We start from the raw sequence: 15,216 nt of genomic DNA, 5'->3' as shown, positions 1-15,216 counted from the left end.
TTTGTTGAATTCAAGCTTTTGAGGATCCTTTTGGAAGGGTATGTTGAATCAGAACGTTTTCTGAATCCTGCTGGAGTGGTTGTGAATATTAGACTGAAAAGACTGCTACATTTGACAGTTTTTTAACACTTGCCTGATTGGGCAGTGTTTTGTTAAGTTCAGGCTTGTGAGGATCCTTTTGGATAACTATGCTTGTATTCACACCTGGTATAACTTTACATAACCCCCTACAAACGTATATGAATCTACAAAGCCCCCCATAGTATTTAGAGCATGGACAAGGAAGCATGGATCGGCGTATCGTCGACGAAACACATACATTAAACTCATACAGACGACCCCACCACTCAATCACTAAACCCATCAAACTCATCCTCCGTGATTTCCCGGCAAGCGATATTGGTATTTAGAATATAACCCTGCATATCAAGTTCAAAAATTACATCGGGATGGTAAGTATAATAAGAACTATATTTCTCATTCATGCCCAGTCTTCGCTGGCGTTCATCATTGAGTTCAATCGCTAATGCAACTAAAGCGGCTGCCTGTTGTAAAAGGTCGAGATTATATTGACTAATTTTCCTTTGGGTTCTGTAATAAGTTGCAAAAGTTCCGTATAGAACGCCTGTTGCGCTGATGATCGGTGTAGACCAGCAGGTAGAGAGTTTCTCAGCCTGAATAAGGGCTCGATAGGGTTCCCAATTGGCATCTTTCATCAAATCTGGACTAATCACCAGCCGACGCAAAAATGCAGCTGTTCCGCAGGTTCCCTGATTTGGCCCAATTTTCAAACCGTCGATTGCCGTGCAATATTGATCGGAAAAATGACGTTTCCCACTGACCAGTTTTAAAGTCTGCTCCTGTTCTGAACAGAGCATAATCGTGACCAGTGCATTCGAAATACGTGATTCAAGCCACTCGCTAACGGCATTTAAAATAAGCGTAAGATCTGTATGTTGACCGATAAGGTTAAAAATATGATAAGTGTCGTGATAACTACAACGATTATGCATTTGAAATCCTACCTTCCTTGGCTGTGTAATCTTTTGAACTCATTTCTGGCTTAGCTTCTATAGCAGATTCATATTCGTTTACAATAACGACCATTTTATTAAAAAAATCAGATTTTAGGAGAAAATTCACATTTTTGATCTTTAAATAAAGGTTTTTGATTTATTTTTGCTCTATTTAGGTTCAAATTTTAATAATTCAATATTCTTGATATAAAATAAATTATTCATATCGTTAAAGCACTCATTTTATTAGCTCGCTAATGAACATTACATTTTAGAACTCAGGTTGATTCGATGAATAATATAACGTTCAAAAATTTTGAAGAAGCTGGCCAAGCCATTTTGCGGTTTCTCCATAAACGTTTTGGATTCGACTTATGGATGATCACCCGGGTAGAAGGCAAAGACTGGATTGTACTGCAAAGTGAAGATCATGGTTATGATGTGAAACCTGGACAGGTATTTAAATGGGCAGATTCTTTCTGCTCTCATATGGTTAAAGGAAATGCACCGAAAATTGCACCTCATTGTGAAGATATTCCCTTATATGCCACGGCACCAATTAGTCAACAAGTGACTATTAAATCCTACATAGGTCAGCCCATCCTCAATGAAGATGGCAGCCTGTTTGGTACACTGTGTGCAATTGATCCTCATCCAAAACCTGAAACGATAGTTCAAGATATTGAAATAATCGAATTGCTTGGAAACTTACTGAGTAAAATTCTTCAAGCCGAGCTTCGTCAAAATGAACATGCTCGTGAGTTTAAGCATTTAAGGACGAAAGCTTTTAGAGATGGATTAACGGGATTATATAACCGTCGAGCCTGGGATGAGTTAATGAGTAAAGAGGAAGAGCGTTGTAAGCATTATGGTCATCCTGCTGCGGTGTTTTTTATTGATATTAATAATCTAAAAGAAGTAAACGATAACTTAGGGCATATTGTAGGAGATCAACTCATTCAGCAGGCGGCCCATGTGTTAAGGGATACGGTGCGTAGCAATGATATTGTGGCTCGCTTAGGCGGTGATGAATTTGTCATTCTAAGCAGAGAAAATAATAAGGCAGGTGCAGAAAGACTTTTAAAGAGAATTATAGATGCTTTTTCACGTACAACAATTAGTATAGCGATTGGTTTTTCTATGCGTCATCCTGGCCGTGGGCTACCTTTTGCAGCTGAACAGGCTGATAAAAAAATGTTTGAGCATAAGCGTCAATTCAAATTGGATCTTAAAACAGACATAAGAGTAGTTACCTCAGATAGCTGATATCCTATAATCACTTTCAGTAAACTCAAGGTGTAATTTTAAATCCGCGTCTTATAAAAGCGTTACTTAGGGCTAAGAAACGGAACATAAAAGGTGTTAGAACCCATTCAAAATGTCTAGTTTATGATGGTTTTCACCATCATGGGCTGGATATAAATATAGATGCTGATCACTATGTCGGATAAAGAACTTAAATGATTGTCAGTCTTGCAAGAATGTGATCGACGTATAACGTAATCTAAAGCCTCCCAGCTCTTACGACTCTCATAACGTCAGATCCGGCGCTTAATTCAAGGATACAAAGCTCAAGGCCCTGCTGCATTAATGGCCATTATGTAAATAGAGTTTAATTTTTCAAAAAATTAGCCGTACTTTTTTAATGTTTCCAAGAATATTTCTAATTCTTATTGATTATATTCACCTTTTAAAACATGAGTCTTTAAGTGTTCTTGTACTAACTCATTCATAAGGCCATTAATAGCTCCTTTAATAGCAGCTACTTGTTGTAATGTTGCTATGCAAGATACATCAGCATTCGTGAGTGCATCATGAACAGCATTCATCTGACCTCGTAATCTTCGGATTCTATTTAAAATCTTTTTATTGGTCTGTAAATGGCTCATAGTCTAACACCGACATAAAGAAGTTAATAAAATTGAAAAAAGACGAGAGATTTTATTAGATAAATACATCATTTCATTTTAATTCCAAAGTATAGTGATTTTTCTTGTTGTGATAAAAGTTCCTTTAAAATTGCCTTAATTTTAGCCGTTCCGTCGTCTTCAATTTTATTATTTGTACTATCTGTAATGTTTTGACCATCACTTCCCACGATTGGTAATATGCCCACACGTGCCCATTGCGTGGTATAAGCTGGATACATATCATTAATCACCACATTACTTAATACTGCACTGCCTGTGTTTTTCACCATAATACGATAAATTAAACATTGATTTGGTTTCAAGTTTTCATTTTGTACTGTGTAGGTCGCGCTAATGACTGCCAATGCATCCGTCATATTGCAATTTTCAACTTTTAGCTGCGATTTAAGAATTCTTAATTGGTTTGGGCTAACCGTAATTAAATCAGTATTACTCAAATCAACTAATGATATTTCTTTCTCTGTATTATCTGGTTTGATAATCAATTTTACCTGGCTGCTCATACCATTAGTCGCTGTTGCAGGTGCTTCAACCTTTATCAATAAAGTAACGGATTTGTTTGGCTCAATAATATTACTTAACTCTGTCTCTATATCGGTTAGCAATGTATCACTCGCATCCAGCGTATCATTACCATTTTTATCTAAAAATAATGTATATAAAAAACCATCTTGGCTATTCAAGGAATTCAGACTGACTTTAACTGGCACTGTTGCAAATAGGGATCTGAGTCGATGATGTTCCCTTTAAAAAGTGCTTAGAGACCGAAAACTCTATTCACCAGATACACTTCACCCTGAGGCTGACCATAATAAAATGATGAAGCTTGTCCTTTACGTAGTGCACGCATGACTTCAATACCTTTAATTGTGGCATAAGCCGTTTTCATAGATTTGAATCCTAAGGTGGCCCTGATAATCCGCTTTAGCTTGCCATGATCACATTCGATCACGTTATTTTTGTACTTAACCTGCCTGTGCTCAAGGTCTGGTGGACATTTTCCTTCCCGTTTTAACCGTGATAAAGCACCTCCATATGTGGGTGCTTTATCCGTATTGATCACCTGTGGAATTTGCCCCTTCTTCACATTATTTAAAATTTTTCCAAGAAAACACTATGCTGATTGGGTATTACGTCTAGAAGAAAGGTAAAAATCAATGGTAAAGCCACGTTGATCGACTGCACGATACAGATAAGACCATCTTCCATTCACTTTTACATAAGTTTCATCAATATGCCATGTGCCGAGATGTGTAGGATTACGCCAATACCAGCGTAAGCGTTTTTCTATTTCAGGAGCATAACGTTGAACCCAACGGTAAATAGTTGTGTGATTATCATTCACACCACGTTCGGAAAGCATTTCCTGAAGTTCACGATAGCTAATGCCATATTTACAATACCAGCGTACAGCCCAAAGAATAATTTCGCCCTGAAAATGCCGACCATGGAAGGGATTCATACACTGAACCTTTAGCTAAAAAACTATTTAGCTTATCATCAATGGCTATTTGCAACAGTGCCAGTCAAGATACGATCAGAACCTACAAACTTAAATCCTCTCATACAAATTTTATCTCTGCAAAATTCTTTATGATACTCAACCCTACTTTAGATTTATCAATGATTATCAGTTGTGCCCCTGCCGCGTTAACTGCTTGTATCCCTGATGGCGAATCTTCAAAAACTAGACAACGTTCAATCGGCACATTAAGAATGCTTGCACCTTTTAAATATCCTTCAGGATCAGGTTTTCCCTTAATGATATCTTCTGCTGCAACAATCTGAGTAGGCTTTGGTAATCCAGCGGCATTCATTCGCGCATAGATCAGTTCACGTTCAGATGAGCTGACCACTGCCCAAGGTATACGACGGTCATCTAAAGCTTGAATAAATGATGCTGCAGCCTCAATTGATTTCGTATGAATCGAAGCCTCTAAGAACTTTTGCGTCAATGCCTGATAATGTAATTCAAAAGAATTATCACTAATAAAATGCGCCACGATATCTTGTGTGCGCTTACCATGTGAAAAGATCAATACAGCTTCAGCATCTAAACCTTGCTCAACAGCCCATTGCGTTAAAATATCGCCAATAAGCCTAGTCGATTCCACCAAGGTTCCATCTAAATCAAACAATACCGCTTGAAAATCAATCTCCTCAAACGGTTTATCTTTAAGTGAAATCCGCATTATTCACCAATATCTTTCAATAATGGCAATAGCAACTTCGAGGTATATTCAGCTTCTTCAATCAAAGGCCAGCCCGACATAATCAACGCACTTAAGCCTGCTTCTTTATGATAGGTTTCAACTTGAGCTGCGATATTTTCAGGACTACCGACCAAATATGCTGCTGAAGATGCAAAACCAAAAATGTCCAATGATGACCAAGCACTCATACCAGCAAAGAGATTACCCTCTAAACGTAGCGATTCAAGCGGTGGCAACTGTCCTTTACGAATGTAATCAACCCATTCTTGGCGCTGCGCATCCGGTGCTTTAAAGTTATCAATACTTTGTTCACCACCCGTTTTACGTTTGATGGATACATCCAGTTTTTGCTTTAACAGTTCAGCGCCGGTTTTTTCAAAAATTTGATAGAACTGTTGTTCCGCTTCAGCTTGAGATGTACGCACTGTCACACTGGTCAAGGCGCCTAAGTCGCTAAAGGTACGACCATTATCTTTGGCTGCGGCAACGGCGCGTGAAAATTGATCTTTGACGCGATGCAATTCCCGAATCATCAATAAATAAACATTCACCACTTGCCCTGCATGCTGAATCCCTGCGGCAGAATCGCCTGTGCCCCAAAGTGGAATGCCATTTGGCGTGGTTGGCTCGATGGTAAAATCGGTATTGGGGAACAGTGACTTATTGCCTTTGTTATAATGGCTTTGGAATTCTTCCCAATAGCTTTGACCCAAGGCATAACGGGTTTCAGGGGTGAGTTCAACACCATACGTGCCAATACGTTGTGGCGTACCATTGATGTGATTAAACAACAAACGGCTGCCATGGAATTTTTCAAAGGTTAGTGCTTGTTCTGCTAAAAGTTTAGCCGGCGTTAAACCTGCATATTCAGCCACCAAAAACTTCATATTTTCGGTAAAACCTGCCACCGACGATGCCGACGTTAAAGGATCGTTCGGCCATGTTGCCACTAAAGCACCATAAAATCCGCCTTGATCAATGGTTTGAGCTAATTTCTTATAACGCTGAAAATCAACTGGATAAAATCCTTCAGACATCCACGGGTATTGTCCATCCGCAGTGCTCAAATACCATAATGCTTTAATCGCCATAACACGTTCCTACTTTTTTACACCATGATCTGAAGGGGTAAATCGGGATCTGCACTCCACTCGGACATCGAACCATCATAAATTTTAATGGATGTCACTTGAGCTTGACGCAAAGCCAATGCAGCTCCGCTTGCAGTAATCCCACTGCCACAATAGATCATGATTTCTCGGTTTAAATCGAGCCCAAATTGGGCGACAAAATTGAAAATTGACGCTTTAAATTTGCCAGTTTCATCTAGAAATTCGGCAAACGGAATATTAATACTGTTCGGGATATGCCCTGCACGTGAATAACGAACTTCATCACCACGGAAAACTTCTGGTCGCAGTACATTGAGTAGTTGACTATTTACACGACCTTCAACAACCTTTTTGACATCTTCAATATCTGCAAAACAAGTAGAATCAAACTTCAGCTCTGCTACATTCAAAGATGGTGATGGCTGTTCAATCTGATCAGATACACTTAAGTTCTGCTGTTGCCACGCCTTAAGTCCACCGTGTAACACCTGAACCTGCTGATGCCCAAATGCTTTAAAAATCCAAAATAATCGGGCTGCCCAAATATGATTTTCTCGGTCATAAATCACGATGGGCTTGTTCCAATCTACTTGAAACTTTTCGAGTGAATGCAACATCTCGGTTTCATTTGGATATTGATACTCAAGTGCTGTTCTTAAATTGCAAAAGTCTTGGTTTAAGTCCACATATTGTGCTGTCGGAATATGCGCATTTTCATACCATGCCTTCGCCTGTTTAGCCTGAATGGGCTGCGCGGTTTTAGCACCCACTTCAAAAATCTGCACAGCATTGAGTTGTTGTACGAGATCTTCAGGATTGATTAAATCTTTCATGCTACTTCTAGTTCATCGATACTGAATTCCAAGTAGATGGCAAAATCTTCCGCAGTCACTCTATATAATTCATTTAAAAATTCGCGTTGGAAATCCCCTGGTGCATCTGTTTTTAAATGGGCTTTTTTACCTGCAACTGCATAATGTGCATGTGCGCTGACCACAGCATTAAATGGATTGGTGACTGCTGCATATGCTGCAACCAAGGCTCCGAGTGAACAACCAGATGCTGTCACCAATGGGAAGAAGAAACTGCCGCCTTTGATTTTAGCCACCCAATAGTGTTCTTCATCGTCCAAAAGCGTTTTCGCAACAATATGATCGACCTCACCAGATGCCGAGACAACATGTGTATGCTCAAGTAACGACAGTGCGGCATCGACTGCATGTGCGGGATCATTGGAGCTATCGAAACCTTTAGCATTGGATCCCAAACCTGCCAGACCAATAATTTCTGAAGCATTACCACGCACCACAGTCGGCTTCGATTTTAAGAACTCGGCTGCTAACTGCCCCCGCCAAGACAACGCACCAGCTGCAATTGGATCGAGTACCCAAGGCGTGTTGATTTTATTGGCCTCTGTAATTGCAAGCTTCATTGCTTCAACCATTGCACTGGTTGGTGTTCCTAAATTCACCACGACGCTATTGGCAAAATGAACAAACTCTGCTGCTTCTTCAGGATTATCCACCATGGCTGGAGAAGCCCCAGCGCTAAGCAACACATTTGCCATGAAGTTCACCGATACACTGTTACTTAAACACTGAACTAAAGGCTTAATTTGCTTTAAAGATTCATGCGCTCGAATAATCGAAGCAAGTGTCGGAAGCTGATTTAGATGAGTCATATCGGCAGTTCTATGCTTGGTTGTTTACTTGAATTTTCACATTATGAGACATTTGCTTTAGCGTTAAAAATAATTAAAACCGGTTTGGATATGAAGAAAACAGAATTATTAAAATATGACTTAGATTGCATTTTTTATGCAATAGACAATATTCATTAAATAGTCACAATGTTTTTACTTTTGATTTTTATCTACATTCATAACTCAATCATGACGAGTGCTGAATCCATTATTTTAGACAAGTCTTTAAGTACTTTTTAACGCCCGTAATATTCAATTTAAAAATACAATATAGTTAAAAACCAAAGAGATTTCATCTATTAAAAATGATTGATTTTCAAAATATTATCTAAAACCAACTGTTCTAAATCATTCTATTTCATCCTTATAAACACAATTTTTTCAACAAAAACCGGTTCTTTTATTCCCAAGTTTTTGATCATCCGGTCATAAGGCACATTTAACTTTTATCATAGAGAAAGAATAAAAATAATAAGAAGCCTCTATGAACAAAAAAATACTTTCTGCGCCTCATCTCTTCGCGTTATCTAAAGCGAAAAAGATTGCCTTGATAGAGATAGTACAAGGCACAAGCCTCTATCCAATAGATTGGATATATAACCATGCCTAAACTCTCTAAATTCGCCAGTGAGCGCCGTAGCACCGAACGAAAAAAATCAATCCAGATAGAGATGCAACGGGCGCAAAGCTTTATCCACATGCATCTGCCTTTAGCACAGTTCTTTGAGGCTTATCGAACCAATCAGCACATCGTGCTCTTGGAAAAACTCGAGGATGCCATTGAACATGAGGCCCCCTCTGTCCGTTATAAAAAAATGCTCTATCACTGTTACCGCAAGCAGATCATGCTGTTCAACCAAACCTATGAGCTGGAACTCGATTTACCGTCGCGACAATTTCTCAGCATTGAACGGGAAAAGATGGAATTCGACCGGGAATGGCTGGAAAGATCCAAGTACACCCACATGATTCATCAGAAGATTTGGCGATACTGGAACACAGCACAACAATTTTCAGATGCAGAAGTCATTGGCAATGTCCTGATCTCGAGCATTCTCTTTGCCGGTATATCAGCAAGCAATACTTTAGATGCCTTGCTGGAACAGCTAAAAGAAAACCTGACGATTCATCATCTCAAGGCTGTAGATCTACAGATGATCTTTCTTGAACCCCTATCCCCAGGTTATGGCGATATCTACAATCCTGAAGCACCGCTGAGAAAATCACGCACACTGGTTTTAGACCGAATTACCCAACTGTGGCTGGCACGTTACCTTGCACAGTCCCCGACTGTGCGCATGGATGCCTTCGACTATCTCAGTCTGATCTTCAGGAAAATGGGCTTAACCGGTCAGTCTTCTGACATTTTCAAACTCCTGGCTTCAGCAAGCTGTCACTGGATGCAGTTCAATAACGTCGCACTGGATACCGCTTTAAGCCGCTGTCTTGAAGAAAAAAATGAAACTTGTGGCTTAAGCCTGGATTCATTTAAAAACTATCTCGATCCACAACTGTTTTCAGCGCAATTGAATGAGGGTCTCCAATCGAAAAAAGTTTCAGCAAGATGTTCAACCGTCGTGATGAATGAACAATCGGTTGCCAGCATCAAAAAATTGCATAAACACCTGCTCAAGACCATCCGACACAATAAAGAATGTCTAACAGAACTCATCGATTATATGGAACAGGAACAAGCCGTCCTGTCTGAAGCCTCGATCCGGATCTGCCTGTGGCTGATCAGTCTGTTCCAACCCAGTACAGCGCAAGTGCAGCACTTAAGCCAGCTCTTTAACCTGGATGCAGAAGCCTGGCTGAAATATTTAAGCTATCAGCAAAAATTACAGAGGTCATCAATTTATAGTTATTACGCCAAATTTGCAGAAGCCTGGCTTTTCCACACCCACCCTTATATTGAAGACCCGGATTTCAATGCGCATATGGAGGATATTTACCGCAAGATTCTGGGAGAAACGACCAAGTCCTCTCATCAGAAACTGGATCTTTTGCGACGATTCCATCATTTTCAAAAAATTCTGTTTAAAACAGACGATTTTCCTGTGGACAGCGATCTCCATGCATCCTCCCATCCCAAGACACAAATCATCTCTGCCAGAACATTTTGCGCTGTACTTGATCTTCTGCCTCTCCACGTGGAGCGTGGCAGTTTTAACCAGCATGATGCCGGGATGCTCAAGATTATTTTCGGCATCGCCTTTCGTAGCGGCATGCGGATTAATGAAATTCTAGGTTTGAGAATTAAAGATATTGAAGGACCATCCTGTACGTCTATTTGGATCAGACCCTACCGTTCCAGTCAGCATGAACATACGCTAAAAACAGATAGTGCTGAACGGAACCTCCCCATGCAGACACTTTTACGTCCCAATGAACATGAAGACTTCAAAGACTATTGTTTATCCAGGCGTATTAGCTCAAGTAAAGATGACTATCTGTTTACACTGTGGAATAGCAATGAACGCTTGCCAGCCCATTTTGTCACCCAGGTCTTTTCCAGTCTGATCAATAGCGTATTGCCCGGCGCTCATTATTCTTTTCATGCGCTCAGACATTCTGCTGCGAATCATCTGGCCCTTGTCCTGAATATGCCCTACGCGTTCGTCAAGGTCTTTAGCGATTACAGCCAGCAAGATTATGATCGTATCCGCAGCGACCTGTTACGCTCCAATGCGGCTCAGGACATCTGGTATATCCTTGCCCATCTGCTGGGTCATATCACCCCGAAAGAGACCTTTAAAAGCTATCTGCACCTCTGTTTTATCATGGCGGGCTATCATCTCACCCAGAATGATCCGCCAATCCCCGCCCAGACGATTCAAACCATTCATCCTGGCTTAGGCATCAAACCGACATCAAAAGACATTCACCTGAGCAGCCTAACCCATGAACTTAGGCTAAGTTTAGCGCCAGAACAGATAAAAAATTGGTCCTCTTCCAGGAAAAAATATAAAGCATCCAGTAAATCTGCCGTTACCAAACCGGCCCCCTGTAACGAGACATGTTATCCGGGCACAGCCCAATCCAGCATCTCCGCCAATAGGGCCATCCAGGTGATCAGACACTGTGAACGCTTTGACGACATCGATTACATCGCCAAAAAATTGAATCTCCCCCCTGCATTGATTCAGGGATGCAAAGACAATATCTCAAAATTGCAAATGCTCAAAAATCAGAAAGGCAAATCACGTTTCATCATTGATCCACAAAAAAGTGCTCGGATCTTGCCTTGCGTTGAAACCTTTGAGGAAAAGAAACTGATTCCTTATTTTTTTAAACAACTCGGCGATTATTCCAAAGAAAATAAAAAACTCATCAGTGCATTAAAAATATTTATTCATAAGGTCAATAGATCAGAATCAGGATTAATATTTAATATAAAGAAGTTGAATCAGTTCAGCACATTTTTGGATGCGATCTATCCACTATTTCCTCCTCAATATTGGTCATGCTATATACCCAACATGATCAATAACAAAGCTTTAATCCAAAGTCCATGGCTTAGTAAAATAGATCAAAAAAATATAATAGTCGGAAATGATAAAAAATCTTTCCGTGTATATTTAAAATCAAAAAATACCCATAAATCACTCAGTATTCTTAAGTACATCCTTATTATTTTATCTGCATTTAATCAGAATATCTTTATTTAAAAAATGAGCATTTTTCCTTAAACTTCAGTTACATATTTGAGTTAGACAACCCATGAAATCTATATTAAAAATAACTATCAATGATAATAAGAGATACGATGATGCTGAATAGACAAAAGATCAATAACATGTTGAGCATGTTAATTCATGAGTTCCAGATTTTGGATGGGTATGATCTTGGAATTTTCTTTAAAGACGATAGTGGTAATAATAATTATCGGGCCATTTATTTATGGATTGAAGAACTGATGGATCAGAATCCGGAAATCAGCTTTGATGAAGTTAGCAATAAATTTAAAAAACAAATACCTGAATCCTGTTTTAATAGACTTCTTTCATAAATCATTTTTTACTCAGCTCCAGGTTATAGATTCCAGCGATTAAATTGAATCTCAAACCGAGTCTTTTACCTCTATTTCGATAACGTTCGGCAAGGATCTTGAAGGTTTTCAGGCTGCCAAAGACATGCTCAATGCCGATTCTTCTTTAATTGATCTCCTGATTATAGCTTTTGAGTTCAGGATCCAGTTTACAGCATCTTTTGGCTTTTAATGGCAACAGGCTATGGGATACACAGTATAAATCCCCTGATCGCCTTTATCTGCAAGGATAAAAGCCCCCAAAAGGAATCTGGTTTAAATTTCGTTTAAACAACTCAATCATGCACTGCACCGCGACTGCTCCATAAACTCAGAATTTGCTGAGTTTTATGGTGAATTATGGCCTGTACTTTAAAGGTATGGGTCTTTTTCTTGTCACTATAGCTTTTCTTCTGTTTTTTTAGGCCGAATTGGAATTTCTGTGGCATCCACGATCACCACATTCCAGTCAATGCCTTCACCTTCGGGTAAGTTTTTGGATAAATTAAAAAGATTGGGCCGAATCAGACAGTCTTCAACATGACGGAAATTCTTGAGGCTGTGGGCTCTGAAACACCGTAACTCGTCGCAACGTGAAATAAGGTTCGGTATTCCCGCCAATAGCTCAGACAGAGCACAACCTGATCCTCAAGGCTTAACTTGGCCGGTCTGCCCTTGGCAGGGACATGCAATTTTCAATTGCCCAGCCATTAAATAGAAGGTTGACCATGAGATGCCGGTGTATCGCTTGAACTGAGGATCAGAAAGCTTGTTTGAATCGATATATTTCATCCGCAGATGATGCATGAATGCTAAAAAAAACTGGAGTACAAATATCAACCAAAAAGAAGATCATCTTTTGATTTATGAAAGAGATCTATTATTTTTCGAAAATTTATAGTGCAATATAAATCAATTATTAAATTACAGAATTAATACCTATCTAACTAAAACTTATAATTGAGAGTGAAATTTAAATTAATAGTCATCCCATATAATAGACCTCTTGCGTTAGTTAAAATTCAAACAGACACAAGCTATATTTTATAAGGTTTTAGCTAATTCAAAAATTAGGTAAAAGCATACTTTCGCAAGAGGCCTAATGATTAAAAAATATATGTCAACTTACCTTATATAGAAGTTAAATATTTGAAATACACCCTAATACACTCATATTTTTGAATTATATTTTTATATTAGAAATTTGAAATTGCTATTTGATTGAGTTTATACATCATAATTATTTTATAAAAAATCATATTTACTCTGTTCGACTCAACAAGCCCTTTTCCACTTGATATAACTGCCCATTTCCAAAATCAATTTGTTGTTTATCTCCACGCAACTTTGGAAATCCAACGATCTTTTCAAGTTGTGGTGAGCGCTGAAACTGCCGAGTTTGAGGATTAAATATCCAGTAAATATAACGCTTATCTTGAATCGTTCGTTTTTCTGAAATATCTGACAAAATAATATCATAATAACCATCAAAATTAACATCCATATAACCGATACTTTTTGGAAAGGCTGTAAATCCTGTCAAAGCTTGTGTAACATTATTTTTATTTACAATGTCTACTCGTTTAAGTACCGAACCATAGGGCTGCTGAATATCTTCCAAGCCATAAAATTTTAAAATAAAATAAGGTTTATCTGAAACTTTTATTGCAGGCTCAAACTGAATAGGTTTTCCCAAAGTATCCTCACCTTCAGTAAGTATTCCCTTAAAATCACCGCTATTAGCATCGAATATTCCTGATAATTGATAAGTCTTGTTTATTACATCGTCAGAGTCAACAGATTTTAAATTTAGCTGAGTCCCTCTTTGTAATCCTTTTAAATTAATTATCTTATCTTTATCAATATCATATAGGGTAGCATGTGGATTCAAAATCCCTGCATATAAGCTCAGGAAATAACTTCCTTCAGTGGAACGCAACATGCGTTGCATAGAAACGCGAACATTATTGAGTGGCTTATATTCTGGAGCATTTAAGACTGTTTCCGCCTTACTTAGATTGGAAAAAGTTAACACAACAATACAAAGTAATAATTTGGTTTTCATTGTTCAGCACACTCATAAATGCAGAAATTATGAGTACTGTATCACAAAAAAACCGCTCAATAGAGCGGCCTTTTTGTATTATAAAAGCAAAAAGCAGACTTAGTTTTTCTCTTTGTCTACGATTTTATTTGCTTGAATCCAAGGCATCATAGAACGAAGTTTATTACCAGTTACTTCGATACCGTGAGCAGCATTTTGACGGCGACGAGCAGTCATAGATGGGTAGTTCAACGCACCTTCTTGAATGAACATCTTCGCATATTCGCCAGATTGAATACGTTTAAGCGCATTACGCATAGCTTCACGAGACTGTTCGTTGATAACTTCAGTACCAGTTACGTATTCGCCATATTCAGCATTATTCGATACAGAGTAGTTCATGTCCGCGATACCGCCTTCGAACATCAAGTCAACAATCAATTTAAGTTCGTGTAGACATTCGAAATACGCCATTTCTGGTGCATAACCTGCTTCAACCAAAGTTTCGAAGCCCATTTTAACCAATTCAACAGCACCACCACAAAGAACTGCTTGCTCACCAAAAAGGTCAGTTTCAGTTTCTTCACGGAATGAAGTTTCGATAATACCAGTACGTCCACCACCTACGCCTGAAGCGTAAGAAAGCGCAACGTTACGTGCATTACCAGAAGCATCTTGGTGAATGGCGATTAAGTCAGGAACACCTGAACCACGCTGGTATTCAGAACGTACAGTGTGACCTGGTGCTTTAGGGGCAACCATGATTACGTCTAAGTCCGCACGTGGCACAACTTGGTTATAAAGAATCGAGAAACCGTGAGCAAAAGCTAAAGTTGCGCCTTGCTTGATGTTTGGCTCAATTACATCACGGTAAAGTTGTGATTGGAACTCATCCGGAGTCAAGATCATGACTACGTCAGCTTGTGCTACAGCAGCAGGAACTTCAGCAACTTTAAGACCTGAATTCTCAGCTTTTTTCCAAGAAGTAGAGTTTGCACGTAAACCTACAGTCACATCAACGCCAGAGTCTTTAAGGTTAAGCGCATGTGCGTGACCTTGTGAACCATAACCGATGATCGCTACTTTTTTACCTTGGATGATAGATAAGTCAGTGTCTTTATCGTAAAAAATTTGCATTGCTGTCTCCGCTTAAATGCTTTTGTTTCCTTTT

The 15,216-nt window shown here is 39.1% G+C and carries 13 protein-coding genes and 2 pseudogenes; 3 read left to right on the top strand and 12 right to left on the bottom strand.

Annotation, left to right across the window (positions count from 1 at the left end; translation table 11 throughout):
* Window positions 1-377: 377 nt before the first annotated feature.
* Window positions 378-1,013, bottom strand: a pseudogene (locus ACKI4H_RS15340) (GAF domain-containing protein); the annotation flags it as partial.
* A 294-nt stretch (window positions 1,014-1,307) separates the two neighbouring features.
* On the opposite strand from ACKI4H_RS15340, the gene ACKI4H_RS15335 reads away from it, so the two are divergent.
* Window positions 1,308-2,282, top strand: a complete 975-nt coding sequence (locus ACKI4H_RS15335; protein WP_407307255.1) for a diguanylate cyclase — start codon at window positions 1,308-1,310, stop codon at window positions 2,280-2,282.
* 404 nt (window positions 2,283-2,686) lie between these two features.
* Here the strand turns inward: ACKI4H_RS15335 and ACKI4H_RS15330 are convergent, their stop codons facing one another.
* From ACKI4H_RS15330 to thiM, 7 genes and pseudogenes are all read right to left on the bottom strand, one after another.
* Window positions 2,687-2,905, bottom strand: a complete 219-nt coding sequence (locus ACKI4H_RS15330) for a metal/formaldehyde-sensitive transcriptional repressor (RefSeq protein ID WP_407307253.1) — start codon at window positions 2,903-2,905, stop codon at window positions 2,687-2,689.
* A gap of 68 nt (window positions 2,906-2,973) precedes the next feature.
* The gene (locus ACKI4H_RS15325) at window positions 2,974-3,630 is read right to left on the bottom strand and encodes a hypothetical protein (protein ID WP_407307251.1); all 657 of its coding nucleotides are present in this window, start codon (window positions 3,628-3,630) and stop codon (window positions 2,974-2,976) included.
* 74 nt (window positions 3,631-3,704) lie between these two features.
* A pseudogene (locus ACKI4H_RS15320) lies at window positions 3,705-4,409 on the bottom strand (IS6 family transposase).
* Window positions 4,410-4,509: 100 nt separating this feature from the next.
* Window positions 4,510-5,139: an HAD-IA family hydrolase gene (locus ACKI4H_RS15315; RefSeq protein ID WP_407307249.1), complete on the bottom strand. Its 630-nt coding sequence runs from the start codon at window positions 5,137-5,139 to the stop codon at window positions 4,510-4,512.
* The gene (locus tag ACKI4H_RS15310) at window positions 5,139-6,251 is read right to left on the bottom strand and encodes an LLM class flavin-dependent oxidoreductase (protein WP_407307247.1); all 1,113 of its coding nucleotides are present in this window, start codon (window positions 6,249-6,251) and stop codon (window positions 5,139-5,141) included. Before ACKI4H_RS15310 ends, ACKI4H_RS15315 begins: the two co-directional genes overlap by 1 nt.
* 17 nt (window positions 6,252-6,268) lie before the next feature.
* Entirely contained in the window at window positions 6,269-7,105 is an 837-nt protein-coding gene (locus tag ACKI4H_RS15305) for a sulfurtransferase (RefSeq protein ID WP_407307245.1), read from the bottom strand.
* Window positions 7,102-7,953, bottom strand: a complete 852-nt coding sequence (thiM, locus tag ACKI4H_RS15300) for a hydroxyethylthiazole kinase (RefSeq protein ID WP_407307243.1) — start codon at window positions 7,951-7,953, stop codon at window positions 7,102-7,104. The genes ACKI4H_RS15305 and thiM overlap by 4 nt, the downstream gene beginning before the upstream one ends.
* Window positions 7,954-8,576: 623 nt before the next feature.
* Here thiM and ACKI4H_RS15295 point away from each other — a divergent pair.
* Both ACKI4H_RS15295 and ACKI4H_RS15290 read left to right on the top strand, forming a co-directional pair.
* Complete coding sequence (locus ACKI4H_RS15295) at window positions 8,577-11,642, top strand: tyrosine-type recombinase/integrase (RefSeq protein WP_407307241.1); 3,066 nt, start codon at window positions 8,577-8,579, stop codon at window positions 11,640-11,642.
* A gap of 98 nt (window positions 11,643-11,740) precedes the next feature.
* Window positions 11,741-11,983 (top strand): hypothetical protein, encoded by a 243-nt coding sequence (locus ACKI4H_RS15290; protein WP_407307239.1) that lies wholly within the window; start codon window positions 11,741-11,743, stop codon window positions 11,981-11,983.
* Window positions 11,984-12,297: 314 nt separating this feature from the next.
* Here ACKI4H_RS15290 and ACKI4H_RS15285 read toward each other — a convergent pair whose 3' ends face one another.
* The 4 genes from ACKI4H_RS15285 to ilvC form a co-directional block, all read right to left on the bottom strand.
* Window positions 12,298-12,450 (bottom strand): hypothetical protein, encoded by a 153-nt coding sequence (locus ACKI4H_RS15285; RefSeq protein WP_407307237.1) that lies wholly within the window; start codon window positions 12,448-12,450, stop codon window positions 12,298-12,300.
* A 75-nt stretch (window positions 12,451-12,525) separates the two neighbouring features.
* Window positions 12,526-12,693 carry a transposase family protein gene (locus tag ACKI4H_RS15280; protein WP_407307235.1) on the bottom strand — a complete coding sequence of 56 codons (168 nt, stop codon included), beginning with the start codon at window positions 12,691-12,693 and terminating at the stop codon, window positions 12,526-12,528.
* A gap of 569 nt (window positions 12,694-13,262) precedes the next feature.
* Window positions 13,263-14,066 (bottom strand): XAC2610-related protein, encoded by an 804-nt coding sequence (locus ACKI4H_RS15275; protein WP_407307233.1) that lies wholly within the window; start codon window positions 14,064-14,066, stop codon window positions 13,263-13,265.
* Window positions 14,067-14,165: 99 nt separating this feature from the next.
* Entirely contained in the window at window positions 14,166-15,182 is a 1,017-nt protein-coding gene (gene ilvC, locus ACKI4H_RS15270; RefSeq protein WP_407307231.1) for a ketol-acid reductoisomerase, read from the bottom strand.
* Between the last annotated feature and the right edge of the window lie 34 nt (window positions 15,183-15,216).

This window comes from Acinetobacter sp., from assembly GCF_045628685.1.
Classification (GTDB): Bacteria; Pseudomonadota; Gammaproteobacteria; order Pseudomonadales; family Moraxellaceae; genus Acinetobacter.
Note: the sequence above shows the minus strand (reverse complement) of the source record. Positions and strands in the feature narration are given on the sequence as shown.

Excerpts from the sequence above, each read along its gene's own strand:
- ACKI4H_RS15290 (WP_407307239.1), top strand. The coding sequence starts at position 11,741 with ATGATGCTGAATAGACAAAAGATCAATAACATGTTGAGCATGTTAATT.
- ilvC (WP_407307231.1), bottom strand. The coding sequence starts at position 15,182 with ATGCAAATTTTTTACGATAAAGACACTGACTTATCTATCATCCAAGGT.
- ACKI4H_RS15285 (WP_407307237.1), bottom strand. The coding sequence starts at position 12,450 with ATGCCACAGAAATTCCAATTCGGCCTAAAAAAACAGAAGAAAAGCTAT.
- ACKI4H_RS15295 (WP_407307241.1), top strand. The coding sequence starts at position 8,577 with ATGCCTAAACTCTCTAAATTCGCCAGTGAGCGCCGTAGCACCGAACGA.
- ACKI4H_RS15305 (WP_407307245.1), bottom strand. The coding sequence starts at position 7,105 with ATGAAAGATTTAATCAATCCTGAAGATCTCGTACAACAACTCAATGCT.
- ACKI4H_RS15330 (WP_407307253.1), bottom strand. The coding sequence starts at position 2,905 with ATGAGCCATTTACAGACCAATAAAAAGATTTTAAATAGAATCCGAAGA.
- ACKI4H_RS15275 (WP_407307233.1), bottom strand. The coding sequence starts at position 14,066 with ATGAAAACCAAATTATTACTTTGTATTGTTGTGTTAACTTTTTCCAAT.
- thiM (WP_407307243.1), bottom strand. The coding sequence starts at position 7,953 with ATGACTCATCTAAATCAGCTTCCGACACTTGCTTCGATTATTCGAGCG.
- ACKI4H_RS15315 (WP_407307249.1), bottom strand. The coding sequence starts at position 5,139 with ATGCGGATTTCACTTAAAGATAAACCGTTTGAGGAGATTGATTTTCAA.
- ACKI4H_RS15335 (WP_407307255.1), top strand. The coding sequence starts at position 1,308 with ATGAATAATATAACGTTCAAAAATTTTGAAGAAGCTGGCCAAGCCATT.
- ACKI4H_RS15310 (WP_407307247.1), bottom strand. The coding sequence starts at position 6,251 with ATGGCGATTAAAGCATTATGGTATTTGAGCACTGCGGATGGACAATAC.